The sequence below is a fragment of the Rhodoferax sp. WC2427 genome (assembly GCF_040822085.1).
Taxonomy (GTDB): Bacteria; Pseudomonadota; Gammaproteobacteria; order Burkholderiales; family Burkholderiaceae_C; genus Rhodoferax_B.
Genome location: NZ_CP162006.1, coordinates 806,867 through 830,777, shown reverse-complemented (window position 1 = coordinate 830,777; position 23,911 = coordinate 806,867). Strand labels below are relative to the sequence as shown.

General features: G+C 54.9%; 23 protein-coding genes and 1 tRNA gene. 13 read left to right on the top strand and 11 right to left on the bottom strand.

Annotation, left to right across the window (positions count from 1 at the left end; genetic code table 11):
• The first annotated feature begins 169 nt into the window (after nucleotides 1-169).
• The 8 genes from prfB to AB3G31_RS03935 all read left to right on the top strand — a co-directional run bounded on the left by prfB (nucleotide 170) and on the right by AB3G31_RS03935 (nucleotide 8,681).
• Nucleotides 170-1,274, top strand: a protein-coding gene (gene prfB / locus AB3G31_RS03970) for a peptide chain release factor 2 (RefSeq protein ID WP_367848920.1) whose coding sequence is annotated in 2 segments (ribosomal slippage) — nucleotides 170-250 and nucleotides 252-1,274 — 1,104 coding nt in all. Because the reading frame shifts where the segments join, the coding sequence is not laid out codon by codon here.
• Nucleotides 1,274-1,963, top strand: coding sequence for an HAD family hydrolase (locus AB3G31_RS03965; RefSeq protein ID WP_367848919.1), 690 nt, complete (start codon nucleotides 1,274-1,276; stop codon nucleotides 1,961-1,963). The genes prfB and AB3G31_RS03965 overlap by 1 nt, the downstream gene beginning before the upstream one ends.
• The gene (gene pepN, locus AB3G31_RS03960) at nucleotides 1,953-4,646 is read left to right on the top strand and encodes an aminopeptidase N (protein WP_367848918.1); all 2,694 of its coding nucleotides are present in this window, start codon (nucleotides 1,953-1,955) and stop codon (nucleotides 4,644-4,646) included. Before AB3G31_RS03965 ends, pepN begins: the two co-directional genes overlap by 11 nt.
• 24 nt (nucleotides 4,647-4,670) lie before the next feature.
• Nucleotides 4,671-5,678 carry a class 1 fructose-bisphosphatase gene (locus AB3G31_RS03955; protein WP_367848917.1) on the top strand — a complete coding sequence of 336 codons (1,008 nt, stop codon included), beginning with the start codon at nucleotides 4,671-4,673 and terminating at the stop codon, nucleotides 5,676-5,678.
• A gap of 14 nt (nucleotides 5,679-5,692) precedes the next feature.
• Nucleotides 5,693-5,768 (top strand) — tRNA-Thr (locus AB3G31_RS03950).
• A gap of 162 nt (nucleotides 5,769-5,930) precedes the next feature.
• Nucleotides 5,931-7,064: a tyrosine-type recombinase/integrase gene (locus AB3G31_RS03945; protein ID WP_367848916.1), complete on the top strand. Its 1,134-nt coding sequence runs from the start codon at nucleotides 5,931-5,933 to the stop codon at nucleotides 7,062-7,064.
• Nucleotides 7,065-7,176: 112 nt separating this feature from the next.
• Nucleotides 7,177-7,770 carry a hypothetical protein gene (locus tag AB3G31_RS03940; RefSeq protein ID WP_367848915.1) on the top strand — a complete coding sequence of 198 codons (594 nt, stop codon included), beginning with the start codon at nucleotides 7,177-7,179 and terminating at the stop codon, nucleotides 7,768-7,770.
• Nucleotides 7,767-8,681 (top strand): Kiwa anti-phage protein KwaB-like domain-containing protein, encoded by a 915-nt coding sequence (locus tag AB3G31_RS03935; protein ID WP_367848914.1) that lies wholly within the window; start codon nucleotides 7,767-7,769, stop codon nucleotides 8,679-8,681. The genes AB3G31_RS03940 and AB3G31_RS03935 overlap by 4 nt, the downstream gene beginning before the upstream one ends.
• A gap of 95 nt (nucleotides 8,682-8,776) precedes the next feature.
• On the opposite strand, the gene AB3G31_RS03930 is transcribed toward AB3G31_RS03935, so the two are convergent.
• The 3 genes from AB3G31_RS03930 to AB3G31_RS03920 all read right to left on the bottom strand — a co-directional run bounded on the left by AB3G31_RS03930 (nucleotide 8,777) and on the right by AB3G31_RS03920 (nucleotide 11,683).
• Entirely contained in the window at nucleotides 8,777-9,772 is a 996-nt protein-coding gene (locus AB3G31_RS03930) for a site-specific integrase (RefSeq protein ID WP_367848913.1), read from the bottom strand.
• Between the two features lie 593 nt (nucleotides 9,773-10,365).
• On the bottom strand, nucleotides 10,366-11,121 hold the full coding sequence (locus AB3G31_RS03925; protein ID WP_367848912.1) for a DUF4365 domain-containing protein: 756 nt from the start codon (nucleotides 11,119-11,121) through the stop codon (nucleotides 10,366-10,368).
• A 205-nt stretch (nucleotides 11,122-11,326) separates the two neighbouring features.
• Complete coding sequence (locus AB3G31_RS03920) at nucleotides 11,327-11,683, bottom strand: recombinase family protein (protein WP_367848911.1); 357 nt, start codon at nucleotides 11,681-11,683, stop codon at nucleotides 11,327-11,329.
• A gap of 244 nt (nucleotides 11,684-11,927) precedes the next feature.
• Between AB3G31_RS03920 and AB3G31_RS03915 the strand changes: the two genes are divergently transcribed.
• The gene (locus AB3G31_RS03915; RefSeq protein WP_367848910.1) at nucleotides 11,928-13,145 is read left to right on the top strand and encodes a NotI family restriction endonuclease; all 1,218 of its coding nucleotides are present in this window, start codon (nucleotides 11,928-11,930) and stop codon (nucleotides 13,143-13,145) included.
• Here the strand turns inward: AB3G31_RS03915 and AB3G31_RS03910 are convergent.
• Together AB3G31_RS03910 and AB3G31_RS03905 are read right to left on the bottom strand one after the other, a co-directional pair.
• Nucleotides 13,084-13,461 (bottom strand): very short patch repair endonuclease, encoded by a 378-nt coding sequence (locus tag AB3G31_RS03910; protein ID WP_367850285.1) that lies wholly within the window; start codon nucleotides 13,459-13,461, stop codon nucleotides 13,084-13,086. The two genes, AB3G31_RS03915 and AB3G31_RS03910, sit on opposite strands and share 62 nt — an antisense overlap.
• 49 nt (nucleotides 13,462-13,510) lie before the next feature.
• Nucleotides 13,511-14,548, bottom strand: a complete 1,038-nt coding sequence (locus AB3G31_RS03905) for a DNA cytosine methyltransferase (RefSeq protein ID WP_367848909.1) — start codon at nucleotides 14,546-14,548, stop codon at nucleotides 13,511-13,513.
• Between the two features lie 1,001 nt (nucleotides 14,549-15,549).
• Between AB3G31_RS03905 and AB3G31_RS03900 the strand changes: the two genes are divergently transcribed.
• From AB3G31_RS03900 to AB3G31_RS03890, 3 genes are all read left to right on the top strand, one after another.
• On the top strand, nucleotides 15,550-16,623 hold the full coding sequence (locus tag AB3G31_RS03900; RefSeq protein WP_367848908.1) for a hypothetical protein: 1,074 nt from the start codon (nucleotides 15,550-15,552) through the stop codon (nucleotides 16,621-16,623).
• A 157-nt stretch (nucleotides 16,624-16,780) separates the two neighbouring features.
• Nucleotides 16,781-17,161 (top strand): type I restriction endonuclease subunit M, encoded by a 381-nt coding sequence (locus AB3G31_RS03895; protein WP_367848907.1) that lies wholly within the window; start codon nucleotides 16,781-16,783, stop codon nucleotides 17,159-17,161.
• Nucleotides 17,161-17,904 carry a hypothetical protein gene (locus AB3G31_RS03890; protein ID WP_367848906.1) on the top strand — a complete coding sequence of 248 codons (744 nt, stop codon included), beginning with the start codon at nucleotides 17,161-17,163 and terminating at the stop codon, nucleotides 17,902-17,904. Before AB3G31_RS03895 ends, AB3G31_RS03890 begins: the two co-directional genes overlap by 1 nt.
• Before the next feature lie 118 nt (nucleotides 17,905-18,022).
• Here AB3G31_RS03890 and AB3G31_RS03885 read toward each other — a convergent pair whose 3' ends face one another.
• Nucleotides 18,023-18,403: a helix-turn-helix domain-containing protein gene (locus tag AB3G31_RS03885; protein ID WP_367848905.1), complete on the bottom strand. Its 381-nt coding sequence runs from the start codon at nucleotides 18,401-18,403 to the stop codon at nucleotides 18,023-18,025.
• Nucleotides 18,404-18,536: 133 nt separating this feature from the next.
• Between AB3G31_RS03885 and AB3G31_RS03880 the strand changes: the two genes are divergently transcribed.
• A complete protein-coding gene (locus tag AB3G31_RS03880) occupies nucleotides 18,537-19,574 on the top strand; it encodes a dienelactone hydrolase family protein (RefSeq protein WP_367848904.1) in 1,038 nt (345 codons plus the stop codon).
• Between the two features lie 155 nt (nucleotides 19,575-19,729).
• Here AB3G31_RS03880 and AB3G31_RS03875 read toward each other — a convergent pair whose 3' ends face one another.
• The 5 genes from AB3G31_RS03875 to AB3G31_RS03855 all read right to left on the bottom strand — a co-directional run bounded on the left by AB3G31_RS03875 (nucleotide 19,730) and on the right by AB3G31_RS03855 (nucleotide 23,742).
• The gene (locus AB3G31_RS03875; protein WP_367848903.1) at nucleotides 19,730-20,899 is read right to left on the bottom strand and encodes a phage/plasmid replication protein, II/X family; all 1,170 of its coding nucleotides are present in this window, start codon (nucleotides 20,897-20,899) and stop codon (nucleotides 19,730-19,732) included.
• A 148-nt stretch (nucleotides 20,900-21,047) separates the two neighbouring features.
• Entirely contained in the window at nucleotides 21,048-22,166 is a 1,119-nt protein-coding gene (locus tag AB3G31_RS03870) for an AAA family ATPase (RefSeq protein WP_367848902.1), read from the bottom strand.
• A complete protein-coding gene (locus tag AB3G31_RS03865; RefSeq protein WP_367848901.1) occupies nucleotides 22,100-22,555 on the bottom strand; it encodes a hypothetical protein in 456 nt (151 codons plus the stop codon). Before AB3G31_RS03865 ends, AB3G31_RS03870 begins: the two co-directional genes overlap by 67 nt.
• Nucleotides 22,552-22,959, bottom strand: a complete 408-nt coding sequence (locus AB3G31_RS03860; protein ID WP_367848900.1) for a hypothetical protein — start codon at nucleotides 22,957-22,959, stop codon at nucleotides 22,552-22,554. Before AB3G31_RS03860 ends, AB3G31_RS03865 begins: the two co-directional genes overlap by 4 nt.
• 96 nt (nucleotides 22,960-23,055) lie before the next feature.
• A complete protein-coding gene (locus tag AB3G31_RS03855; RefSeq protein ID WP_367848899.1) occupies nucleotides 23,056-23,742 on the bottom strand; it encodes a hypothetical protein in 687 nt (228 codons plus the stop codon).
• Between the last annotated feature and the right edge of the window lie 169 nt (nucleotides 23,743-23,911).

Here is a 23,911-nt window from a genome sequence, read left to right as displayed (position 1 = left end):
CCACCGGGTCAGAAAATGCGCTGGAGCGCACTCCTCGGACCGACACCGCCCCCCTGACCCGGGTACGGGGGCATGAGAAAATATCCGATTAGCCACCCTATGCCCGCTTGTCTGCATGGAAGCCCCCGTGCCCCGCAGCAGACCCGTACACACCCCAAGGAAGAATCTCATGGACGCAGAACGTATCAACACCATTGGCAACCAACTCAGCACCCTGAGCGTGCGTACCGAAGATTTACGGAGGTATCTTTGACGTCGATGCCAAAGCCGAACGCCTGCGCACCGTCAATGCCTCGCTAGAAGACCCCAGCGTCTGGAACGACCCGAAAAAAGCCCAGGAACTGGGCAAGGAAAAGAAGTCGCTCGACGCGGTGGTGCTGTCGCTGGACAAGCTCACCCGTGAGCTGGCCGACAACACCGAGTTGTTCGAAATGTCGAAGGAAGAAGGTGACGAAGACGGCCTGATCACCATCGAGACCGAAACGGCAGGGCTGGCCACCGAGGTCGAAGCCCTCGAGTTCCGCCGCATGTTCAACAACCCCGCCGACCCCCTGCCCTGCTTCCTGGACATCCAGGCCGGTGCCGGTGGCACCGAAGCCTGCGATTGGGCCAGCATGCTGCTGCGCCAGTACCTGCGCTATGCCGAACGCAAGGGTTTCACCGCCACCGTGGAAGACATCACCGACGGCGACACCGCCGGCATCAAGGGTGCAACCATCAAGATCGAGGGCGAATACGCCTTTGGCCTGCTGCGCACCGAGACCGGCGTGCACCGCCTGGTGCGCAAAAGCCCGTTTGACAGCTCGGGCGGCCGCCACACCAGCTTTGCCAGCGTGTTTGTCTACCCCGAGGTGGACGACTCGATCGAGATCGACATCAACCCCAGCGATGTGCGCACCGACACCTTCCGCGCCAGCGGCGCAGGCGGCCAGCACATCAACAAGACCGACTCGGCCGTGCGCCTGACGCACATCCCCACCGGCATCGTGGTGCAGTGCCAGGACGGCCGCAGCCAGCACAGCAACCGTGATGTCGCCTGGAAGCGCCTGCGCAGCCGCCTGTACGACTTCGAACTGCGCAAACAGCAAGAAGCCCAGCAAAAGCTGGAAGACACCAAGACCGACGTGGGCTGGGGCCACCAGATCCGCAGCTACGTGCTGGACAACAGCCGCATCAAGGATTTGCGCACCAATGTCGAAGTCTCGGCCACCCAGAAGGTGCTGGACGGCGACCTGGACATCTTCATCGAAGCCTCCCTCAAGCAAGGCGTGTAATGCAAGCCCTTCTGTCGCAACCCACCAAAGCCATCATTTTCGACATGGACGGCACCATGGTCGACTCCATGCCGCACCACACCTCCACCTGGCTGGACTTTGCCCAAAAGCACGGTGTGGCCATGGAGATCGGCGAGCTGATGCGCCGCACCACAGGCCGCACCGGACTGGAATGCGTGCGCCTGATCCTCGACCAGCCGGACATGGCTGAGTCCCAGGCCTGGGCGTTGGTGCACGAGAAAGAGCAGCTTTACCGCGACATTTTTGGGCCCATCTTCAAAGAAGTGGCGGGCTTCAGCGCCTTCCACACCGCCACCCGGGCCCGCGGCCTGAAAGTGGCTGTGGGTACGGCGGGCGACATCCACAACGTGGAATTCGCGCTGGGCCATTTGCAGATGAACCCACCACCCGATGCGATTGCACGCGGTGACGAGGGCCTCAGCGGCAAGCCCACACCCGCTATCTTTTTGGCAGCGGCACAGCGCATCGGTATTGCCCCCGAGCACTGCATCGTGTTCGAAGACGCACCCTTTGGCATAGAAGCTGCACGCCGGGCTGGCATGCGGGCCGTGGCCATCTGCACCAGCAACACGCCCGAAGAGCTGGCCGGGCCGCACGTCATCGCCACTGTGCACAATTACGAAGAACTTTTGCAATCGAATTTTTTGGAGACCCTCCATGTACCGTGAAGGACAGGCGACAGCCATCCACCGGGCCGACTACACCGCGCCTGCTTTCTGGATCGACACGGTGGAGCTGTGCTTTGACCTGGACCCGGCCAAGACCCGCGTGCTCAACAAGATGCGCATGCGCCGTAACCCCGACGTACCCGCCCAGGCGCTGCGCCTGGACGGCGAAGAGCTCAACCTGGCGCGCGTGCTGGTCAACGGCCAGGGGGCCTCCTTCAAGATCGAAGGCAGCCAGCTGGTGCTGGAGAACCTGCCCTCGGTGGACGACGGCGCGTTCGATCTGGAAATCTTCACTACCTGCGCGCCCATTAAGAACACCAAGCTGATGGGCCTGTTCGTCAGCAACGACACCTTTTTCACCCAGTGCGAGGCCGAGGGCTTTCGCCGCATCACCTATTTTCTGGACCGCCCGGATGTGATGGCCACCTACACCGTGGTGCTGCGCGCCGACCGGGCCAAGTACCCGGTGCTGCTGAGCAATGGCAACCTGGTGGACCAGGGCCCGCTGGACGATGGCCGCCACTTTGCCAAGTGGGAAGACCCCTTCCGCAAGCCTTGCTACCTGTTTGCGCTGGTGGCCGGCCAGCTGGTGAGCCGCGAGCAGCGCATCACCGCGCGCAACGGCAAAGACCACCTGCTGCAGGTGTTTGTGCGCCCCGGCGACCTGGACAAGACCGAGCACGCCATGCATTCGCTGATGGCCTCGATTGCCTGGGACGAAGCCCGCTTCAACCTGCCGCTGGACCTGGAACGCTTCATGATCGTCGCCACCAGCGACTTCAACATGGGCGCAATGGAAAACAAGGGCCTGAACATCTTCAACACCAAGTACGTGCTGGCCAACCAGGCCACCGCGACCGACACCGACTTCGCCAACATCGAGTCGGTGGTGGGCCACGAGTACTTCCACAACTGGAGCGGCAACCGCGTCACCTGCCGCGACTGGTTCCAGTTGAGCCTGAAAGAGGGCCTGACCGTTTTCCGCGACCAGGAATTCAGCCTGGACCTGTGCCGCGACCCGTCCGCCAAGGCGGTCAAGCGCATCGAAGACGTGCGCGTGCTGCGCACCGCCCAATTCCCTGAAGATGCGGGCCCCATGGCCCACCCGGTGCGGCCCGACAGCTACATCGAGATCAACAACTTCTACACCGTCACCATCTACGAAAAAGGTGCGGAAGTGGTGCGCATGATGCAGACGCTGGTCGGCAGAGACGGCTTTGCCCAGGGCATGGCCCTGTACTTCGACCGCTTCGACGGCCAGGCCGTGACCTGCGACGACTTCGCCCAGGCGATTGCCGATGCCAACCCGCAGTCCGACCTGGCGCGCCTGCTGCCCCAGTTCAAGCGCTGGTACAGCCAGGCCGGCACACCGCGCGTGCACGCCGCAGGCCGTTACGATGCCGCCTCGCGCAGCTACACGCTGACGCTGGCACAAACCTGCGCGCCCACCCCCGGCCAGGCCGCCAAAGAGCCGTTCGTGATCCCGGTCGGCCTGGGTTTGCTGGCGCAAGACGGCACCGAGCTCGCCCTGCACAGCGCCGACGGCTCCACGCTTACCGCGCCCTACACCTTCGTGATGTCGGAGGCTGAGGAAACGCTGACCTTCGTCAACCTGTATGCCGAGCCCGTGCCCAGCATCCTGCGCGGCTTCTCGGCCCCGGTGGTGCTGGCGTTCGACTACACCGATGCCCAGTTGCTGACCCTGCTGGCGCATGACACCGATGCCTTCAACCGCTGGGAAGCCGGGCAACGCCTGGCCGTGCGATCCGCTATTTCTTTAATAGCTGCTCACGCTGATACCATAAGCGACAAGCCGCTAAACGATGCCTATATCGAGGCTATGCGCAGCGTGTTGCGCCACCCCGATCTGGACGCCGCCTTCAAAGAACTGGTGCTGACCCTGCCATCCGAGACCTACCTGGCCGAACAGCTCGACGTGGTCGATCCGCAGCGCATCCACGCGGTGCGCGAAGCCATGCGCAGCCAGCTGGCACAGGCGCTGACCGATGACTGGGCGTGGGTCTACGCCAGCTACAGCGACACTGGCGCCTACTCGCCCGATCCGCTGTCCAGTGGCCGCCGCGCCCTGACCGGCATGGCCCTGAGTCAGCTCTGCCTGGCAGCGCTTGCCAGCGGCGACACGGTCTGGCCCGGCAAATCACTGCAGCGCTTCAAGGATGCGGGCAACATGACCGACCGCTTCAACGCGCTCAGCGCCCTGGTCTCCAGCGGCCACCCGCTGGCGGCGCAGGCCCTGCCCCGTTTCCATGCCTTGTTCAAGGACGAGCCGCTGGTGCTGGACAAATGGTTTGCCCTGCAAGCCGGTGCCCCGGACCGCAACGGCGACATCCTGCCCGCGGTGCGCCAGTTGCTCAAGCACCCTGACTTCAGCCTGCGCAACCCCAACCGCGCCCGCAGCGTGGTCTTCAGCTACTGCAGCGCCAACCCCGGGGCCTTCCACCGCAAGGACGCGGCGGGCTACGTGTTCTGGAGCGAGCGCGTCATGGAGCTCGACGGCATCAACCCCCAGGTCGCCGCCCGTCTGGCACGCGCCCTGGACCGCTGGAAAAACCTGGCCGAGCCCTACCGCACCGCCGCCCGCGAAGCGCTGGGCCGCGTGGCCGCCAAAGCCGACCTCAGCAACGACGTGCGCGAGGTGGTTTCCCGCGCACTGGCCGACTAACAATAACGAGGAAAGAACAATCCCATGTCGCAACACATCTCTCTCACCCGCTACCTCGTCGAACAACAACGCGTTGACGGCCTGATCCCGTCGCAGCTGCGCCTGCTGATCGAAGTCGTGGCCCGCGCCTGCAAAGGTATCAGCCACGCCGTCAACAAAGGTGCGCTCGGCGGCGTGCTGGGCTCGGCCGAATCAGAAAACGTGCAGGGCGAAATCCAGAAAAAGCTGGACATCATTGCCAACGAAGTACTCATTGAAGCCAACGAATGGGGCGGCCACCTGGCGGCCATGGCCTCGGAGGAAATGGAAGAAATCCACGCCGTGCCCAACGGCTACCCGCAGGGCGAATACCTGCTGCTGTTCGACCCCCTGGACGGCTCCAGCAACATCGACGTGAACGTCAGCATCGGCACCATCTTCAGCGTGCTGAAAAAGCCCAAGGGCGATGAAGCCGTGGTCGAGCAAGACTTCTACCAGCCCGGCAAAAACCAGGTCGCCGCAGGTTACTGCCTCTACGGCCCACAAACCACGCTGGTACTGACGGTGGGCAACGGTGTTGCCATGTTCACCCTGGACCGCGAACAGGGCTCGTTCTTCCTGACCCAAGAAAACGTCCAGATCCCGCCCGACACCCAAGAATTTGCCATCAACATGAGCAATATGCGCCACTGGGACACCCCGGTGAAGCGCTACATCGACGACTGCCTGCAAGGCTCGGAAGGCCCGCGCGGCAAAGACTTCAACATGCGCTGGATCGCCAGCATGGTCACCGACGTGCACCGCATCCTCACGCGCGGCGGCATCTTCCTGTACCCCTGGGACAAGCGTGAACCCGGCAAACCCGGCAAGCTGCGCCTGATGTACGAAGCCAACCCGATGGGCTGGCTGGTCGAACAGGCCGGTGGCGCTGCCAGCACCGGCACCCAGCGCATCCTCGACATCGTCCCGCAAAAGCTCCACGAGCGCGTAAGCGTGGTGCTGGGCTCCAAAAATGAAGTTGCCAAGGCCGAGACCTATTTCGACAAGCTATAATTGAAGGCTAATGTGCCGGTGTAGCTCAGTCGGTAGAGCAGCTCATTCGTAATGAGAAGGTCGGGTGTTCGATTCATCTCTCCGGCACCAATAGAATCAACGACTTACCGAGTCGTACAGTCCAAAGTGCCGTTTGCTGTCACATTCATGTCACAGTAGGCGGCACAATTTGGCAGCACTGCCCAGCAGTGCATCTCCGTTTTCGGCCAAGTTTGCGCCGTCGCTTATCGCTGACGTACACAAACTGCAACAATGGCCTCAATCCGCGAACGCAAAGATCAAGACGGCAACCTGAGCTATCAAGCTCAAGTCCGCATCCACGGCTACCCTCCACGCTCTGCTACTTTTCTTCGGAAGAACGACGCCAAGAAGTGGGCGGCTCAGACGGAAACCGAAATCCGCACTGGCATGACGATTCGCAAGAATCCAGCGAGCCAGCACACCGTCCGCGAGATGCTGGAACGGTACAAAGAAAATGTTCTGATTGACAAGGCGAGCGGCGGCAAAGACCACAAAACGCATATCGAGTGGTGGATTGGACAGCTTGGTCACTACGCCCTGTCTGAAGTTACGACCGACCTTGTGACACGCAGCATCGACAAGTTCAAAAAGTCGACAACAAGGCTTGGGAAGCCACCCGCCCCAGCAACTGTCCTGCGCTACATGATGGCACTTTCGCATGCGTTCACCGTGGCGCGCAAGCAGTGGAACTGGTGCGAGTCTTCGCCAGTTGAAAATGTGCAGCGTCCGAAGGTTAATAACGAGCGCACCCGATACTTGACCGACTCAGAGCGCGAGTCTCTGCTCACTGCCTGCAAAAGCTCACCCAATCGCGACCTGTACTTGGTGGTAGTTCTGGCGATCGCGACCGGAATGCGTAAGGGCGAGATCATGAACATGCGCTGGCAAGACATTCATGCCGCGCCGGATCAGAGCTTTACACGGGTACACCTGACCAAGACCAAGAACGACAAACCGCGTTCTGTGCTTATCACGTCTCCCTCTCTCGAACTACTGGAAGAACGTCGCGCAACGCTGATCCAAATCCATAAAACCAGTGTTGCCACTGGCCTAATTTTCCCGAGTGCGACGAACCCACGACAACCAGTCGATCTACGCAAAACTTGGGGAGCGGCCCTGAGGACAGCGGGAATTTCAGAGTTTCGGTTTCACGACCTCCGTCACACGACGGCTAGCTATCTAGCCATGAACGGTGCGAGCCTCTTGTCGATAAGCAAAGTGTTGGGGCACCAAACCACCAAGATGACAGAACGATACTCCCACTTAGCCGCGTCTCACATTGACGACGTCCTCCGGAGCATGAACGAAAAGAAGTTTGGAACCGGAACCGAGCACTTTCTCAACAAACAAGCCCAGCAAGGCTGACCCGCTTACACACTGATCGCGACAAGTTCATCGCCACTGGGCGTCGTCACCCGTTACGGACTATGATAGTCTGTAATAAATTGCAGCAATTTAATCGCGCTGAAGGCGCACTATGCAAATAAAGCTACTTCCGGCTGCCCTACTTTTTCTTGGTTCATATTTTCCGCTCGCGCTAATCCTTGCAGTGCAAGATATTAAGTCTGAGTTCTGGACGCGTTTACTTTGCAGGAGGCCAAAGTTCTGGACCGAATGTGATCTGCCCGAATTCCAGAATTCCGTCTTGGTCTGGACTTTCCTTGCGGTTACGTTTCTCAGCCTCGTCTTTTTTCTTTGGCTGCTGAAGCACATGCGTGGTAGCACTGAAATGACGATTGAAGAATCGAAGACCATTCCCAATGACCTGATCAACTACGTTTTTCCGTACATAGTTTCTTTCATGGGCGTAGAGCTTGGCGGTACTGGCAAGGTGCTCGGGTTCGGCTTGTTCATGCTGTGGATGTTCCTGATCAGCTATCGATCTGGTCAGATTCTGATGAACCCGCTTCTACTTGCTGTTGGCTGGCAGTTGTATGAGGTCAAAGCCAGCATTGAAGGCAAGAAGCGAAGTCTCCGGGCATTGTCCCGCCAGAACGTTTTACCAAACCAAACTCTTAGCTCTTGCCTTGTGCAGGGCATCTACGTACTTTCAAAGGTTGATCGTAAATGACGAAGGAAAAGGCGCTGGCTGATTGCCGAGGCTTTGCTGTTGCGGATGCAGTTTTGTCTCTTTGGGTGTTTAAGAAGCGAGTGGGCGGCGGCTTTTCTTCTACCTCGATTGAGGTCTCAGACGCGCTGGCGCAAGAACTCCGAAACATCGTTATTGGATCGTTGCAGGCCCATACCGAAGTTGAAGACTACTCCTTGGTTGCCCAGCGAAACGAAGTTAGCTGTTTGCACGTCGGCACTGATGAGACTACCTTTGGCGATCTGAAGGCGTTGGTGGATGAGCCTTCTGAAGAACATAGAGTTAAAAACGACCGTGATCTCAAAAACTGCGCGGGCTATGTGATCCGACTGCGGGCTGGTGAGAAGGTACTTTATTGTGTCAAGCGGGTGACCGACACCTGGAAGACGAAGAAGGCGCGCAGCGTCATAAACGTCGTCTTCCGAGCTAATCAATTGGATTTGGTCGCGGACAAGAGCTTCACAATTGCGAAGAACCTGGATTTCATTGTGCTTGACAACGATATCCTGGTCATGAGCAAGGCGGCATTTGAGACGCTGCTGGGCTATAAGATCGAATATGCCAACTCCTTTGCTGAGTTAAGAGTTGATCCGGTATTTGCGGCAAGTTTCACAGACCTGCAGCCAATGATTGACCACGTCGGCACAAACACGATGCACCTTCGGCGGATGGCCGTGATTCATCAGAAGGCTAATTATGCAAACCCGGACTACATGGCACGCTTGCAGCAAGTGAACAATGCCGAGGGCTGGAACATCCAATTCGATCCCACTGGCCGAATCGTGGTAACGGAGGAATCTATGCGAACCATCATGCAGGTATTGCTTGATCATCGCCTGCACTCACGGTTATCACTTGCAACCTACGACGTGCCATCTACTGCTGCTGTCTAATGCTGGGCAAGCGCGGTGATAAGCGCCGCCAGCGCAGCGGCAGCTTTATGGCTTGGGATGATTCCGGACGGCTGCGAGCACGCTCTCGTGTCCAGTCACAGCAAAGTTGGAATGGACCGCCTTGCTACAGGCCGAATGTATTTGGCAAGTGTCACGTCTGACTTGTGCCCTGTTTGCTCCCGAATTTGCCACGGTTGCAACCCCGTCATCGCCGCCTGTGTGCAGTAGCCGGCGCGTAGACTATGACCGCTGACTTTATCGGCATCACCTCCGACTCGCGCCACCGAGGACTTAACGAGCAGGGCCACTGACTGCGCAGACAAACCATGCCGTGCAACGCGGTCATGGCGGGAGACGGCTCTAAAGACAAAACCCTCTTTGATTTCGGCAACATCTAGCCACTGTGTCAACGCACTCACCGGGCAGCGGTCGCCATTTGCGAACGGTATAAACACCGTGCGACCTTGACGTTCTTGGTCGGTTTTGCTGTGGGGCAAAAAGATTTCAATGCCGCTAGACAGCCATGTCAGATGTCCAACTTGTATCGCTACCAACTCTGAGCGACGCATAGCAGATGCAAATCCGACCAACAGTAGGGCACGGTCGCGCGCAGCTTTGACGGGCTTCTGACGGTCAATCATTACCATTGCCTCTAGCAAGTCATCTTTAACCATTGGCCTTACATGCTTTTGCCTTGCCCCAAGCGTGCGCCGGATGCCCTGCATGGTACGTTTCACAGTAATGTGAACAGTCGGGGATTTAAAAGAGTTCTCAAGGTGGGCTTTGTGAAGAGAAATGAGCCGCCGCTCAAGGGTCGCCACTGCAAGCTTTCCAGCGAATTGGGCCAGGTATTCGATTACTTCCGCGGCGGTTGCCGGAATAGTGATTCCACTGGCAGCGAGCATCCGAATATCACTGTCGTAAGCGCGCTTACTGGCTTCGGATTGTGCAGCTTCCATAAAGCGATCAGCCATGGCTGAAAAACCGTCCAGAACGGACTGTGGTGGCTTCGGTGGCTGGTTGCCGATGGTGGCTGTATCGGACTTGCGGACGGTTGCCGTGCCTGTGCTTTCGGCGGAAATTTTGGTCATTTTGGACGTCTTTCTGTGTGTCGATAACTGAGAGTTATCACTACCTGAGGTTGAAGAAAAATATTCCCCAAACCCTTGGGCGCACAGACGTGTTTAGTCAGCACGCGCCAACGGCATGACAAGAAAAACTCAAGTGTGGAATTGGGGAATAAAAAACAAACTGACGCAGGGCACGTCAGTCAATACACCTCGCCATTGCAGCGAAATGTTTCTTTATTTTCTCATATTATTAGCAGCCAAGCAAGTCAAAAAATTTAGACTTTTCAATCCACACTCCACGCTCAGTAGTAATGATGAAACCCAGGGCTTCATTTTTGGCGATATAACCGGGCAATTTTTCTATCTCATCATCTTTGACAAGGCATAGACAATGTTGCTCATCGACCGAATTATTCCCTAGGAGCCTGAGTGTTAAAATAATTTCAATATCGGTGAAAACTTTTTTACCTATCAGAATCGCTTAAAAGCCATTTTTTCGTCTTGGGTAAGGGGTCAACGACCCCATAAAACACTATATTTTTTGGTGCTTTTCTTCTGCCGACCGGACTCCTAGACTTGGAAACCACATAAGCACTCCGCTGTAGCGAACCTACCTATCTCCTTGAATCAACGAACCTCTGTATCGCTTGGGTACCATCATCGTGGTCAACGATAAAAGACTGCGTCATAAATGACTTTAGATCATCTAGCACTTGCTCAAGCTCAGCCGATACGTTATGAACTTGAGCCTCCCCAAATTTCATTGCAGTGGCTAAAGCTTCAGCTTGTGCAAGTTTTTCATATAAATCGTGACGCATCTCCATTGCTTCAATAAGCGAATGTGCGTCGGGAAAGTCCACCATTGCGTCAATCGTCTCTTGAATCCTGGAAATACCAGAACGGACAAGATCAAGATGCTGTTGCACACTTGAGCTTGCCTCAAACGCCGCGTCCCTTATTAACCTTTCGCTATCTTTGGTAAATATATCTTTTATTCGATCAAAATCGATACGCACCGCACCAGACGCAGTCCTTTCATATTCGGCCCCAAAGGAAACTCGATGCAAAAACATTTTTCGCTTACCTAGCTCCACAAGGACGACGAAGACCGGCAATCCCAATTGTTGCCAGTACTGCAATTGCTCATCTGTAACATAGCGACAGTTCGGCTCCTCGACACTCGAAGCCTTAATCTGAAATGCTACGAACCTGCCAGTGCTTAAGCGGTCATCATTAATTACTTCAACCTGCGCATCTATACCTATATCAATATCGATTAATCTACAGGGCCATTTTAGGACACTCGCGACTTGGTAAGCAAAAAAATATTCTCCGGCATGACCATTAGCCGCTTTAACAGGATATTTCATATTTAAATATTTCTCATTAAGATTTTAATTTAAGGATGCTCTGCAAAACTCAAGCGAGGATGTGGTAGTGCTGATCGGGATGGGATGCAAGGCGCATTTAGCAGCCAATAGCCGTAGCTATTGGCAAGAAAAGCAACGCCGCAGACCGCCCGAGGCCGTGCTGCCACAGACCGCTGTGAGTTTTGCAGAGCGTCCTTAACTCCCCTCAAACGCCAGATGCTTTTAGGTAAACGTAAACACTGGCACGAGAAATACCACGTTTTTCAGCGATCTGAACCTTGGTCATGCCGTCCGCCACAAATTTACGATTTTTTCCTAGACCGACATCATCAAGACTTTGCTTTCGCCCTTTATACACGTATCGGGTTTTGGCGATGGCGATACCCTCGCGCTGCCGCTCTTTTATCAGCGCACGCTCGAACTGACCAACGGCACCCAGCAATTGCAGCATCAAAGTCGTGTACGCTGTTTTGTGCGCGTCGGCACCCGTGGCCGGTGGCTCGAACGTCAAGTTCTCTTTGACGAGCGTGACGCAGATGCCCTTGCCGGTCAGGGGCTGCACATCGGGGGTTACCGAGTAAGGCGTTTGATGCGTGAGAACAGGTTGCAGACCCTGTGGCGGCGCAAGTTCGCCCACACCACCGACGGCAATCGTGCAAAGCGGCTCTCAGCGCCAATGGTGATCGCCAGCAGCCTGCTCAAGCTAGGCAGGAATGATGGTCAATCAACACCAGCATGCGCACTGTGCGTTGTAGGCAGCCAACTTGTGGTCAAACGGTTGGAATTTGTCCTGCACAATTGGTCACATGACGAGTACCACTCACGACGCACATGCCTCTGACGATGAACCTACACCAGCGATCGAAATCGATGCGCACTCATCGACCGCAACAACGGAGACTACGGCGGGCGATCCCACTACACGTTTCGGTATAGGTGAATGGTATGGCCAGTCTTTTACAGAACTTTCTGCACCCGAGCGGTTGGAATTTTCAAGCTATGGAGTGCCAGCAAAGGTCAGCCTAACAAAGCCCGAACGCGAACGTCTAATCCAACTTCGAAGGAAGGTCGACAACGATGTGCCGCTGAATAAGGCGGAGACAAAGCGACACGAGATCCTAGAGAACAAGTTCTGTATTGAACAGAAATCTACGAAGCTATGCCCGTTCAAAAAAGTGGATGGGTATGGACTGACACCCTGCACAAAGTCTGGTGGTGTATGTTCCCTGAGAGCATATACGCGCGCGCCGAACGACGAGGTAGTGCCGGTATCAGGTGCAAAGGGTGCACTTAGAACACTTTGCCCCTATCGTTTTCACGAAGGGGCTACCGCATTCAACTGGGCTTCCAGTGTCATCTTAGGTCAGCCTTTTCCCATCTTAGTCGGAGAAGTAGGCTTCTTGGAATCGTCAGAGACTTATGACGGATCAGAGGGTGAGGACGTTGGTCGGATTGACATGGTCGTTGTCGATGCTTCTAAACCACCGGATTACCCACTTCCTTGGATCGCACTGGAAATTCAGGCAGTTTATTTTTCTGGCCCGGAAATGCCAAAGCTCTTTAGTCAAATCGCCAAAGACATCCAAGACGGCGGAAACGGAATTGTTTTCCCATCCGAGAACAGGCGCCCAGACTATCGAAGTAGTGGCCCAAAAAGATTGATGCCGCAGTTACAAATAAAAATACCAACGCTACGGAGATGGGGTAAACGAATGGCAGTCGTGGTGGATCGGCCTTTTTACGAGTCGATGGGAAAGATGCGAACTACGGACCACGTCTCGCTTTCTGACGTTGTATGGTTTGTAGTTGACTACAAGCATAATCCGACCTCACGCCGATTCGAGCTTACGCAGGGCGACGCGTATTTCATGACGCTGGAAGAAGCCGTCAAGGGATTAACTGGTGGCACTCCCGTGGCGCAACCTGTTTTCGAAGACAAGATAAGGGCAGAACTTAGTGCACTCACTCCGCTGGCAATTTCAATGTCCGCCGCAGCCGCGATAAAAACCCTGCCTGGCTCTTAAGGCGGCACTGCCACACACGAATTACATGCCAGCCTGAGGCACGTAGCTCACGATTAACCCGGCGATCACGCCTCTTATTGCTCTCGAATTTGTTGATCCAGAACTCCACGTTGGACTTTGGGACACGGCTACATCGGGGGCATCCATGCCAGTAGCAGCCATCAACAAACACTACCGTCTTCTCTTTATAAAAAGTGAAGTCAGGTGTACCCTTGAGTTTTTGATGTCGCCGCCAGCCAGTGATGCCGTGTTGCCGAAATAGCTTCGCAACGACCTGTTCAGTCGCAACATTTCCCCTGCTGCGAATTTTCGACATGATGTCAGAACGTTTGTCCGGCGAAAAGACATCCATCACATCACCTTAGCTAGCCGCTTGTTCCAGTGCGTCGTTTTTGCAGAACTGGTTCGAAATCTGCCTGCTCGATTGACCGCTTTAACGCCTCACCTAAAGCCTTACCAAGAAGTGGAGGCACCGCATTTCCAACTTGACGTCCCTGGGCAGTTTTGCTGCCGCAAAAAATCCAATCATCTGGGAAGGATTGAATTCGCGCCGATTCGCGCACTGTTAGCTGCCGAGGTAGCTTGTAGTGGATCGGAGGATGAAAGCCAGCCAAATGGTCACCATTTGGCCCATGCCCCCCACCCGCACGAATCGTTGGAGAGGGTCGATCCGAATAGATGCGTCCGCGCCGATAGTTTGGATCGACTTCACCTTCTTTCAGCAGCTTCCATCGCTCAACAACGTGTGGGGCGTGATTGTTTGGCTCATGATTCGGCGCTTTCGAGCTTTTCAAAAGATCATGGATTGCGTCCTTTGCTGACACCTTTTTTGCACTCGGGTCGGCTTGTGGTAGCTCGGGCGTAAAGCCCAACCCTGCTACCACAATCAACCGCTTGCGGGTTTGCGGCACCCCAAAAGCAGACGAGTCAAGGACGCCATAGTTTGCCGAATAGCCTAGGCTGGCTAGCTTCTCTATGAACTCTTCGATGTGATGACTGTTCTTCTTGTTCATCATTCCGGCGACATTCTCAAGAAGAATGGCCTTAGGTCGAACACGTTCAACAACTCGGAAATACTCCTGCCACAGAAAATTGCGTGGATCGTCAGGATTACCCTTTCCAGCAGTGCTAAAGCCTTGGCAGGGAGGCCCACCCACAACCAGGTCGAACGTGCCAACCGGCTCGAACTCTCTGATGTCGCCTTGGAACACACTCCAATCGGGCCGGTTGTGCCTCAAAGTCTTGCAAGACTCGGGATCGTTGTCCACGCACACCATAGTCTCGAGGCCGGCCATTTCGAGCCCCAGATCGAGCCCGCCGGTGCCTGTGAACAAAGACAACACCGTTAGCGGCTTTGCCGACTTCAGCTTTTTCGACGCCATGATTTCCTGATGTTTTTCCATTTTCAATTCGTGCTCGGCAAGGGGTGAATTTGCGGATAAACCAAGCCCCTCGCGCGCGCGATATTTTACCGCCTGCCCTCAGGTGCTGCTCCTTTCGCTACAGCAAACAACACTGGGTGTACATCCAGATAGTAGCGGAAAATACTGTTTAAATCCACAGGTTGATGCCGTAGAAAAGGCTCCCAAGCTGTAGAAAAAAAACTTGTCCTATGCTGTCCGCTTCTAAGCATTCCGCAGGTCGGCTTGCAACTCATACGAACTCACAAAGCTAAACGTCAGCCCCATCAGTGGCTGCGATTGGCTCCTCAGCGGCATACATTTTCTGGTTGCACTCTTCCGCCAGATGAGCCGGAAACTTCATCAGCTACTGCACAGCCGCCAACGTTTCCTTGCTTTTAAAAGCCGAGACTTGTGGCGGTTACCGTCCCCTCGTCTCGCAATTTACTAGCTGGCAGCAAAGTCATCCCAGTCAGTTCGTTGATGAACTTCTTGAACATGCCAGACGCGGCGATCCCAATCTGGTTGTGGAACTAAATTTGTTCAACAACCACTTTAGAAAAATCTTCGTCCGCAAAACTGTCAAAACTGCTTATTTTTTGAGCAGTTTCTCATTTTTTTAAATCTGAAGAGCGTTACTGACGCCAATTTTAGAAAAACACGCGAAAGACCGATAAAAACTTAAATTCATGTTTTTGTACTTTTTTATACGATTTTTGGTATAAAATGAATAAAAATTCTGTCGACTTAGATGTCAGCCGAAGCTGATGTAGGGCATGCTTGGCTAGCCATCCTACTAAAGCGATGACTACTAAGGCCTCGAAAACGTACTCCTGCCACGCGGCGCGAGTCCCCTGACTAGCAAAACTCCCCCCCACGCATGACCTGAAATCGTGCCTGACCGCTGAAAAGCTTCGTGTGGTTTTCGCACGTCTGTGCATTTCACGAACCCGAATTGACCTGGCTGACCGCGCAGGCGGTTCGGCTGGGTTTGGAACAACACCATGCTCCCAGATGAGAACATTGCTAAAGCATTTGAAACCCTTCATGCGGCCTACCGTTTCGATGCCCTTGGCAGGGTGCCTCACCCCGAAAATCTGAAGTTCCGCGCCGAGGCCGAAGACTGGTTCATGCATCGCCTCGGACTACAGGTTGTCCACATCGCGGAAGGCGAAGACCAGCAGTGGGTCGGTCGAACGATTCAGCGGTACTTTTGGAAAGAATTGGGACATACCCAGCCCGTTGGCGAAGCGAGCGAAGTCCCCCGGTTTTTGCTCAGTCCCAACGACCGGATGGAGCCGCGCATCGACCTAGCCGAGTTGGCCGAACAGATGACAGGGATCACCTTGCCAAAGCAAGGAACCATGAGCATCGTCGCTTCCCAGCTAGGCCTGCTTCAGAATCACTTGCACCTCAGCATGGCCGAAGTCAAATGGATAAAGCTTGCATACGCCAGCAGCAACCTTGGTCGGCCAGTGCATGAGCACAGGGACCACCTGCTAGTTGCTTTGCAACACGTCGGCTTGCTTGGTGAAGGCCATCGAAACCGTGCGTTGGCCGCACTACTGGATGAGCCGCTTGCGGCGATTGAAGCCATGTTCCGTCCGCCAATTTCGTTGGTGGCCCTGCGCTTTATTGGCACGGCCTTTCTCGGAGAACAGCGCCATTTACTGAATGTGGCGACAGCGACCGACGAGTTCGTTGAACTGTTGGAGTCCCCCCACAGGTCACATGCGGCAATCCTGAGCGACATTTTGGAGCCGGAGTTCGATGCGAGTCTTGTTGATGACGGTGAAACCCCCATCGGCGCACTTTACGAACGGTTCCCTCAGCCAATCGCCGAGTGCTATGAACGTGCCGTGCTGGGCCGCCCGCTGAACATGGTGCACATCCGGCAGATCGTTGAGCGGTACACCGGCTATGCGGCGTTGCCATCGATGTACGTGCCACTGGCAGAGCGCATCACGTTTGAGGGCATCCGCGAAGCGCTTAAACGCGCCGTGCTGGACTGCCGCATTGCCAACCAGCCAATCACCAGCCATACGCTGTTTAAAGCGCTGTACGCAGCCGTTGCGTAGTTAGCCACTGTCTTCGCTCCAAGCGGCGAGCCCGCATCGACCGGATTAGCCGGTCACCTTGATTTCCACCGATGTGATGAGAAATCCGACACCAGTTTTCGGAGGCCAACCCACGTCCATTTTTTGTTCTGTTCAGTTAACAACCAAGGAGAAAGTCATGTCCATTGATCCACAGCCCACAACCAGCCACCCTACAGCCAGAACCACCGTCATCTATACCAACTCAGCCCGATTTGGCGTGGGCCAGATTGTCGCCACACCTGGCGCGCTAGAGCTACTTCAACAAACTGGCTTTAGCGCTGCGGCCCTATGCAGCCGCCACATACACGGCGATTGGGGCGACATATGTGAAGAAGATCGCGGCGAAAACGAGTTTGCCATCACGCGACGGCTGCGGCTGATGAGTGTGTATCGCTTGGTGGATGCGTCCAGATTGGCACTCACGCCCAGAGACAAGCGTGGAGCGCTGCCCACCGTTTGGGTGATCACGGAAGCGGATCGCAGCGTGACGACCTTGTTGCTGCCTGGAGACTATTGATGCCCGCGCACTCAACCCCCGGCCAAGAAAAAGTAGCCTATCGGTTCCAGCGTGTGTATGCCGGTCTACAGACGGGCCACTCACTGACGGTCCAATCCAAGCGCAACGAGCCGGTAAGTCCATTCATGCAGCAGTCGAGTTTAGACAGCGCTTGCGGGGTCCATGTCGTGGCCATATTGTTGATAGTTTTTGATCTGGTCAAACCTTCGGCATTGCACGACATGGCCCGCCGTAAATTTGGAACCGCGGCCTTGGTGTGGAAGACGTTCTCGCACACATATTTTTCTGGTGTGCATGCACCAGAATGGGTGGAACTGGTTCAGAGTCTGGCTCTACCAATTCAGCTTACGCCGAAGTACGGTGCGGAAGACAACGCCGACGGCTATGCCGTGGATTGGCTGATGCGTGGAGATATGGTGGCCTTAGCATTTGCGTCGGTGAAACACCAACGCACCAAGCACTGGTCGCTGGCGGTCGGCGTTGAGGGCCTGGTGATCGGCAAAGTACATTATCCCGACACCCTGCTGTTGCTTGATCCCAGTGCCAGTGAGCCCGCGTTTGCAGCCTTCAATGCGCGTCTTCGCTTGCCTCTCACCAACGCAGGTCTTCGGTCTGCCAAAACGAAGCTGACCAAGCCGAATGACACTGACAAGAGCAAATCCGCCGTATGGATGTATGCCGCCGCAGAGTGGCACGAAGAAGAGGTTCGATTGCTGGCCGCTGTACGTTGCCGAAGGCAATAACGGCAACGTCACCGATGGACTCCAGTCATTGACTTCAACTGGCTAGACACGTTGCCGGAATCGCATGCGCATGTGGCCCTCACACCCGCGCTATCTGGTTCCAACGGATCGACTGTGATCAGCGCAACGGCGAACGCCGGCTACCGTGAGGTCGCTCAGCAGACAGCGCCAGACTGGCTTCATTGCTGCGACGCTTGATCGGATCGGCTTTTCGGCGAAGCGGCTTTGGCAGATGCTCGTCCAGACCTGCCACCAACTGCGTCATGGACAGCTTGAAAGACTTCGCCAGGGTGTCCAAGACCAGCAGCGACGGCGCTGACATACCACGCTCCAGCAGCGAAATGTACGTCCGGTCCAGGCCGGCGTCGTACGCCAGTTCAGCCTGCGACTTGTCTTGCGCTTTCCGAAGCTCCTTCAAGTAGCTGCCGAAAGCAATCGACAACGGATGGCGCTCGGACGCGGCCTTGCGCTTTTTGGGTATTTTTTCCGTCGTTGCCATCGAAGCAAAAATGCCTCAATGACGCATAAACAGCGACGGAGTAAATGCTTCATTGTGAGAGACTTCCTATGCCTTGAAGACTTTACTCTTCATAGGCGGCATCAACTTCAAAAACAACACAAGAGGAACAGTGATGAAAAAGATCAATATCTGGATTCGGGGTTTAGCGGCGCAGTCGATGCTGCTTGCCTCGGTTGTGGTCAGCGCAGCGCCATTAGCTGACTTGGCCGGAGGTGAAACGGGCCGAATCGAATATCAGTCCATGACACCGAAAGGCCGGTGGGACTACGCGCGAAAGATCATGAAATCCACGAAGCAGCAGATCGTCTGGGGAGATTTATTGATGCCGAAAGACGTTGCCGGCAAGACGCCTGCTGTCATCTTCTCTCACGACAGTGGCGGTCCATCAAACACGGTCCGCGAAGTGTGGGCGCCAGCGCTCACCGAAGCTGGTTATGCCGTATTTATCCAAGACAGCTTCGGCCCACGTGGCGTCAACAATACCGGCAGTGATTCAACCTTGGTGCCAACCTCCGCGCAGGTTGCCGACACGATGAATGCACTCCGTATGCTGTCAACACACCCAAAAATCGACGCAACGCGCATCTACAACATGGGTTCAAGCCGAGGCGGCACGGTGGCATTCGAGACCGCGTGGCCGACATGGCAGGACCCAGTGGATACCAAGGGGGTCAGATTCGCCGGTCACATCGTCTTGTACCCTGGTATGTGCAACTATCGCTACCGGACTGACGATCGCGACAAGGCCACTGCGCCAATATTGATGCTTTTGTCGGACCCCGAACTGGACGACTCGCAAGACATGTCCCTGTGCGCGAAGTATGCGGACGATCTCGCCAAACACGGAAACGACATTCAGTACAAGATTTACAAGGGCGGCTATCACGGCTTCGATCTCTTGCGCACCTTCTTTTATCGGCCGGACTCAGTGGGAGCGAAAGACTGCGACATGGAGATTTTCATGACAATGAAGGACGGCGGAGGCCTCGGGAACGCCTTCGATTTTCGGAAGAACCGGGCCATCACGAGCAGCGCCGAATTAGTCGAGGCTGAACGATGCGTGAAGAATTCGACGCAACGCATGGGCGGTGATGCAAAGCTGCGCAAGCAGGCAGTGGCGGACGTTTTGGATTTCTTGAAACACCATTAAGTTTCAAGGGAGACCGTCCTTTACGGCGGCGGCCTAACTTGCCGGCTCGTTGGGCATGGCTAATCCAGGGGATGACGAAAAGCTTCTTGTCGGTAACACGGCGAAGTTACTGCGCCGTGATCGTTGAGGCGAAGCCGCGCACTTGCCTAGGGAAATTAACTCGATTGAGCGTCCGGCCCGCTTCTTTTACCAAATCGGATTTCCGGGTCCGGTCGCAACCAAGCTCGGTGGTTTTGAGTCGGGTCGCGCCAGTCAATCCAACGCTCAGGAACATGCACAAAGCCGCTTTCGGTTGCCCATGCTGGCACTTCAATAAGCGAATCGGCGCCAATCACATCCGCCCAACGAATTCCACTGTCAGGAATTGGGGGCGTGGACATATCGATGCCATGCAGATTGATCATGGCCGTTCGTCTCCGGTAGTAGGTGGGGTCGCTGTCGAAAAACTGCCGCATATCGCGTCCCGTCAACCACAGCGCGATTAGCATCTTGTGATCTGAGCTAGCTACCGCAAGTAGCTGCTCCTGAATGGGGACCGGCGGCAGGTCCAAAAGTGGGACATCGAGCAACACTTTGCGATGCAGTTCGCGTGCAGTTTCCGGTTTCCAATGCGTGCCCCTATTGAAGGGATTCGCTTTGTTGTCCAACATGCGTTTCAATCGTGTTTCTATGCGCATGCCCTGAGTCAGAACTTCATCCTTCATCCGGTCGAATTCAAGGCTCGTTCCAATACGATCAAATCCCATTGGCATGTTGCCGAGCAGCTTGGTTTTATGCTTCCGAAGACCGTCCATAAAGTAATGGTGCTTGTCGTACATCAGGACCTGGCGGTCGCGGGAATTTGGCCACAAGCGGATACCGATGCCTTTTCCCAAAGGGGTAGCCTGAAGCGAGTCATCTGCGTTGCGACGGATGTTCTCGCACATTGACCCAACCAGCGCGTGAGGCATACGGTATTGCTCCGCAACATGCACCTCGTCAACGTCATATTCCCCAGTGGAAATCGCGTCCAATACTGAAGCAGGACAAGACAGTTTTAGCGTATCAAAAACTAACAACACGCTGGCCTTAACCAACGGCTGGAAATCATTGCTGCCCATGCCGTTGTGACCCTGCAACCATGTGGCGGGTGAACCACTGAATCGCATCTTCGTTTTGGTTCTGGTCTCGACTTTCGCGGTGAACTCCGGGGCACCGTTGGCAACGCGAACATCGACCTCGGTAAACGACTCGGATTCCGCTCCACTAGGCTGCATGGTTCTGAGTTGTTTACCAATTGGTGGAAAGTCATCTCCATCTATGCTTATGTTGAAGTAGTCAATCATGGCTTATCTGTGCCTGTATCTAATATGAGAGTAATAGCCATAGCTCTACTTCGCACGCGCCACTGTGCATGACAGTCAGTACATGTGTGGAGGCGCGTGCGTGCATCGGCGCGCGTGCTAGTGTTTGCACGGCTGCATCAAGTCGCTTTTAGGCGTCTTTTAGCCAGCGGCCCACTGTGGTGCGATCTACATCCAACTCTTCCGCAATCTGAATGTTGGTTTTTCCCTGCTGACGCAGCTTGAGAGCCCTGTCGATCTTGGGGTCTTTGTGAGTGCCCTGCTGGTGTTCCCACGTCAAAAATCCGTCTTTGCCTTGCCGCATGGTCACTGCAATAGGCGCAATTTCATTGCTTGCAAGGTGTCGAGCTTTTTCCCAGACCAAAGTGAACCGAAGAGCGCCATCCTGTGGAGATTTTTTGTCCGGTAAAAGGTTGATTGACCAGTCGAGGGCATCTTCGTGTTTGCTGCTGCCGCGTTGCTTGCCAGCCTTGCCGGAATGATGGATGACAATGACAGTACGACCTGCGCGTTTGTGCCCGAGCATCCAGCGCATAAAGGGTGCCCATGCTTCGGCTGTTTCACGGCCATCGCTACTCCAAGCTGAATAGTTGTCAACTATCAGGACGTCCCAGTCGGTGCCGATCATCTTGTCGATGAGTTTTTGCCCTTCTGCTGTGTTGATAGACGGCAGTAAATCGGTGAAAGATTCAGGTGTGAAAACTTTCAGGTCCTGTGGGGGTTCGACGCCCTGACTCTCGCAGATTCGGCGCAAACGTTGCTGAAACGTCACGAGGTCCATCTCTCCGTCGAGGTAAATAACGCGACGTGCCATACCCGGCTTGTTTCCCAAAAATTCCGAGCGTGTGGCGATTGAGACGGCGATACTCATCGCTTGCCATGTTTTGCCACCACCACGCTCACCATAAATCATGCCAGTTTGGTTGGATTGAATGTAGGAGCCCCAGTGCTTTTTCCGAGGTGCAATGGATAGCGTGACCAACTCGCTTGCTGGAATCAAGGTCATGCGTTCGCATGGCTGAAAGTGAGTGTCTCTTACGCTCGCAAGGGTGACGTTTCTTTGCTTGATTGCCAGGCCAGTTCTGCTACTTTCCTTGACTGATATTCGTTTTGTTTTCATTTTTTCTTTTGAGGCTTGGCGCTTTTTAGCTGCCACGTTCAAGTTGTTGATGTGCAGACTATTTACAGCCCAGCTTCTGCTGACGTGTTCTCCGAGCCGATAGCTTGCGCGGGCTTCTGAGGGCGGCATGTGATGTGAATTTGGCGCGCGATGCGGTTGTCGAGTTCAACGCACTTGCCAACAACCAAAATGTCGACTCCTGTGTCCGTAGAGTGAACGTATTCGTTTGCCTCAGTATTGATGTACTTCTCGCCTTTGAGGTTGCCACGTGTGACTGTTGCCATGAGGTTCTTCTTGTAATGACCACCGAACTTATCGAGCAGGTAAGGTGCCGAGAGGTAGCAGCATTTAAGTGCCGCTTCGGCTTCGTCCGACAAATACACTTGGTCAAGATCAATCACAATTACATTGGCGACCAGTCCGTCAACGGCGATTCGTGTTTTCAGCGACTTGTGCAATGACGAAGACTTATCGTCCTTGATGGCGCCAAGATCAATTTTTTTGATGGGCGAGTTCATTTTTCGCCGCCTTCAGTGCACGAACCGGTTGCAATCCACTTTGCATACATCGATTCATTGATCAAAACAGCGCGTCCACACTTCCGGATTGCAGGTGCCAAACCGTTTCCCTCAATCCAGGAAATTCCGTCTTTGGTTTTTGCACTTGGACGCGGCTTTGCCGCAAAAATCTGCGCACGAATCGCGTTTTCAGTAAATTCTTTATGCTTTTCGGCTAGCTGAGATACGCGAAACCAAGTCTGGTGATTGGTTTCTTTGGGCAGCACGTTTGGGGCTTCCGAAGCAGCCGATGTGCTAGCGCCTCCATGACCTGCGATCTGATTGACAGGCTGAAGCGGGTTGAAAAAATTTTGGACGGCTGACGGGCTGCGTCCAAGTTGGACTTGGGATGACGTTACTGGCACGATTTTCTCCTTGGAGGGACTAGCGATGAGCACAACTGCTCACCGCTGGCTATCGTATTTTTTGACTACGATTTCTCTAAGGAAAAAGATGCAGAGCTATGTTTTTCCGGTCGTGGACTTCTTCTTCAAATCACCGACAAAGTCATCTCGATAGGCGATCTTCCTGTACCCACCTTCTCTCATCGCTATAGCATCAGGAATTTGAGTTTTCATGTTGGCTATATAAGCATCCCAATGGGGTAGTCTCGGGCCGCCAGTAGTCTGTTTGTAGCGAATGTCATCCTCGGTTTCCCCTTGATCGAGTCGATTAAGAATCACTATGTACTTTTCGTAAATTCCACCGCTATTGATGATGGCCTTGCCCCCGTACACATCAGGCTGTTCACCGACAGCGCGTGCGAGTAGTGTCTCCCTATGCGAAAGAACTGCGTCCTTGAACTGCTTTTCGAGGAAGGCCAAGGGACTACGGACATCGACGATGAATGCAAGTTCATGCATGTCCGTCAACTGGCCCACAGCTACCGCTGCACGCTGAGGCAAGTGTTTATCTGTGACCAGACCGACTACTGACTCCACGCCGAACTTGTCCCAGATGTGCTCTTTTTCCTTCGGCAAGGGGGACTGGGGGTCAATCCACTCAGAAATCAAGAATTCCCTCGGAGGGGCCAGCCTTGAAGAAGCCGCAATTTTCCAACCGGATTTACGCTCTTCCTCGGTACGAGATAGCCATTCGGCGACCGTTTCGTTCGCCCTCGCAAGCGGGGTCACATCGAAATATGACATGGGGGTACTGGGAGGGCAGTCGCCAAGTGGTATGCCAGTCGACGACACCGACACACACCGTACTGCGTGCGGAAGTTCCATCCAGGCTGCGTATGCTTTTCGATACTCTCCGTTGAATCGGAGAAACTCCCATGCCCACTGCTTAGATGACAGTGCCCTGTCGGTGGAC

Coding starts and splice junctions, on each gene's coding strand:
- AB3G31_RS03965 (WP_367848919.1), top strand. CDS start 1,274: ATGCAAGCCCTTCTGTCGCAACCCACCAAAGCCATCATTTTCGACATG.
- pepN (WP_367848918.1), top strand. CDS start 1,953: ATGTACCGTGAAGGACAGGCGACAGCCATCCACCGGGCCGACTACACC.
- AB3G31_RS03955 (WP_367848917.1), top strand. CDS start 4,671: ATGTCGCAACACATCTCTCTCACCCGCTACCTCGTCGAACAACAACGC.
- AB3G31_RS03945 (WP_367848916.1), top strand. CDS start 5,931: ATGGCCTCAATCCGCGAACGCAAAGATCAAGACGGCAACCTGAGCTAT.
- AB3G31_RS03940 (WP_367848915.1), top strand. CDS start 7,177: ATGCAAATAAAGCTACTTCCGGCTGCCCTACTTTTTCTTGGTTCATAT.
- AB3G31_RS03935 (WP_367848914.1), top strand. CDS start 7,767: ATGACGAAGGAAAAGGCGCTGGCTGATTGCCGAGGCTTTGCTGTTGCG.
- AB3G31_RS03930 (WP_367848913.1), bottom strand. CDS start 9,772: ATGACCAAAATTTCCGCCGAAAGCACAGGCACGGCAACCGTCCGCAAG.
- AB3G31_RS03925 (WP_367848912.1), bottom strand. CDS start 11,121: ATGAAATATCCTGTTAAAGCGGCTAATGGTCATGCCGGAGAATATTTT.
- AB3G31_RS03915 (WP_367848910.1), top strand. CDS start 11,928: ATGACGAGTACCACTCACGACGCACATGCCTCTGACGATGAACCTACA.
- AB3G31_RS03910 (WP_367850285.1), bottom strand. CDS start 13,461: ATGTCGAAAATTCGCAGCAGGGGAAATGTTGCGACTGAACAGGTCGTT.
- AB3G31_RS03905 (WP_367848909.1), bottom strand. CDS start 14,548: ATGGAAAAACATCAGGAAATCATGGCGTCGAAAAAGCTGAAGTCGGCA.
- AB3G31_RS03900 (WP_367848908.1), top strand. CDS start 15,550: ATGCTCCCAGATGAGAACATTGCTAAAGCATTTGAAACCCTTCATGCG.
- AB3G31_RS03895 (WP_367848907.1), top strand. CDS start 16,781: ATGTCCATTGATCCACAGCCCACAACCAGCCACCCTACAGCCAGAACC.
- AB3G31_RS03890 (WP_367848906.1), top strand. CDS start 17,161: ATGCCCGCGCACTCAACCCCCGGCCAAGAAAAAGTAGCCTATCGGTTC.
- AB3G31_RS03885 (WP_367848905.1), bottom strand. CDS start 18,403: ATGGCAACGACGGAAAAAATACCCAAAAAGCGCAAGGCCGCGTCCGAG.
- AB3G31_RS03880 (WP_367848904.1), top strand. CDS start 18,537: ATGAAAAAGATCAATATCTGGATTCGGGGTTTAGCGGCGCAGTCGATG.
- AB3G31_RS03875 (WP_367848903.1), bottom strand. CDS start 20,899: ATGATTGACTACTTCAACATAAGCATAGATGGAGATGACTTTCCACCA.
- AB3G31_RS03870 (WP_367848902.1), bottom strand. CDS start 22,166: ATGCCGCCCTCAGAAGCCCGCGCAAGCTATCGGCTCGGAGAACACGTC.
- AB3G31_RS03865 (WP_367848901.1), bottom strand. CDS start 22,555: ATGAACTCGCCCATCAAAAAAATTGATCTTGGCGCCATCAAGGACGAT.
- AB3G31_RS03855 (WP_367848899.1), bottom strand. CDS start 23,742: ATGTCATATTTCGATGTGACCCCGCTTGCGAGGGCGAACGAAACGGTC.